1 protein-coding gene and 1 pseudogene are annotated in these 2,259 nt (G+C 64.2%); both read left to right on the forward strand.

What is annotated here, in order from left to right; translation table 11 throughout:
- Positions 1-2,009, forward strand: a 2,009-nt coding sequence (locus Q0341_RS00530) for a reductive dehalogenase domain-containing protein (protein ID WP_299509802.1), incomplete at its 5' end; no start/stop codon positions are given.
- Positions 1,912-2,259, forward strand: a pseudogene (locus Q0341_RS00535) (NAD-binding oxidoreductase); the annotation flags it as partial. The gene Q0341_RS00530 and the pseudogene Q0341_RS00535, both read left to right, overlap by 98 nt.

Below are 2,259 nucleotides of genomic sequence, written 5' to 3' on the forward strand. Positions count from 1 at the left end.
CTCAGGAATGTCACCGCTCACAGGGCTTGCCAATGCGTTTGTTTTCATACCGCGATCGTCCCGTTCACCTCGGGCCTTACCCATTGGAGCGCCTGCGCCGCACGGGTGCCGCACCTGACGAGAGCGCCCTGCCGCCCATGCAGGCGCTGCGCTTTGCGCACGATGACTCCGAATCTTTGTCGCACGCCATGGCCCGTTACATGGCCATGTTCGACTTGGTGCGCGACGGCGCGATCAACCCCAAAGAGGGGGAGATTCCGGCCGACCCGACCGAGCGGGCCCAGCACCTGAAGGCCGCAGGCTATTACTTTGACGCCTCGATGATGGGCGTGTGCGCCCTGCCCGCATCGGCCTGGCTGGCCGAGCCGATCCGCAACCCCGCCGTGCCTGCCTTGGGCGAAGAGTTGGCGCAAAGCCAGCCGGCCAGTTTTGCGGCAGGCATGGACATGATCCTGGCCGACGTGCTGGATTCGGCGCGCACGGTGCACGGGCCGATTGCGCACCATGGCCACGCCATCGTGATCCTGGTGGAATTTGCACGGGACCCCAAACCGGGTGAGCCCGGTTGCGACTGGTTGGCGGGCACGCAGGCGCAACGCGCCAGCGTGTTGGCAGCGCAAACTGCCGTGCTGCTGTCGAGTTATTTGCGCATGCTGGGGCACGAGGCCCGCGCCCACAGCGCCAGCTGCAGCGACTTGGATTTGGGCCGCTTGGCTTTGGCATCAGGCCTGACACTGCCCGACGGCGAGAACCCCTATGTAGGCCAACGTTATGCCTTGGCCGCCGTGAGCACCAATTTGGCGCTGGCCCCTGATCAGGCCTTGGCCCCGCAGCAAAATCGCTGGCAGAGCCACGGACCGGCTTGGTGGTTGGGGCTGGGCACGTTCAAGAGCGCGTTTCACCAAGACGCGTTTGCGCAGCGCGAGTTTCGCCAGGGCGCACACCCGTTTGAAACGCTCAAGCGCCAAGCCACGCCCACCACCTTCATCGACCACGACCGGGTGCCACGTTTCCCCAAACGGGCCGATTTTTTTGCGCGGGCCTTGTTCGGTGACTTGGGCAAGACCGTGCAAGACAGCGCCAAAAACGCCCACTACGTGATGAAAAGCCCGATTGGTGCTTGCGCCCGCCGGGCTTTGGGGGCGCTGTTGTTGCTGCAGTTTGGCCCAGCGCGTGGCCCGGTGGCCGCCAGCACCGCCAACCCACAGCGCAATGCCGACAACCTGAAAGCCGCTTCTTACTATTTGGGGGTGGACGCGGTGGGCCTGTGCGCCGTGCCCGAGTGGGCCTATTACTCGCACGACGCGGGCGGCAACCCCATGCCGGCCTACCACGCCAACGCCGTGAACCTGCTGATCGACCAAGGCCACGAAACCATGGAGGGTGCCAGCGGCGACGACTGGATTTCGGTGGCGCAAAGCATGCGGGCTTATTTGCGGTTTTCTCTGATGGGCGGCATCTTGGCCGAGCAAATTCGGCGTCTGGGTTATTCGGCCCGGGTGCATTCGGTGCTCGACGGCGATGTGCTGCAGCCGCCTTTGTTGCTGCTGTCAGGCCTGGGTGAAGTCAGCCGCATTGGCGAGGTGATCCTCAACCCGTTTTTGGGGCCACGCCTGAAAAGCGGCAGTGTGACCACCGACATGCCCATGGCTCCCGACCAGCCCATCGATTTTGGCTTGCAAAGCTTTTGCGAAAGCTGCAACAAATGCGCCCGAGAATGCCCATCCGGGGCCATCACCGCCGGCCCCAAGCTGATGTACAACGGCTACGAGATCTGGAAAAGCGACGCCGAAAAATGCGCCCGCTACCCGCATCACCAACGCAGCGGGCGGCATGTGCGGCCGCTGCATGAAAACCTGCCCCTGGAACCTGGAAGGCCTGCTGGCCGACAGCCTGTGGCGGCAAGTGGCCATGAAGCTGCCCGCCGCTGCACCTGCGCTGGCCCGGCTCGACGACCTGCTGGAGCGCGGCAGCATCAACCCGGTCAAGAAGTGGTGGTGGGACATTGAGCTGGACAAACACACGGGCCGCTACGTGCAAGCGGCACAGACCCACCGCCGCACCCTGCAAAAAGACCTGGACCTGCGCTACGAAGACCAGACCCTGGCCGTGTACCCGGCCGACAAAATGCCACCGCCTTACCCGGTGACTTACCCGGTCAACCGCGAAGAGGGCATTGCCCGCTACCAGGCGATGCTCACCCCCGAGCAATACCAAGCCCAATTGGCTTCAGGCCAGACCGAGGGCTTGGCCCCAAGG

Source organism: uncultured Limnohabitans sp. (assembly GCF_937889215.1).
Taxonomy (GTDB): domain Bacteria; phylum Pseudomonadota; class Gammaproteobacteria; order Burkholderiales; family Burkholderiaceae_C; genus Limnohabitans_A.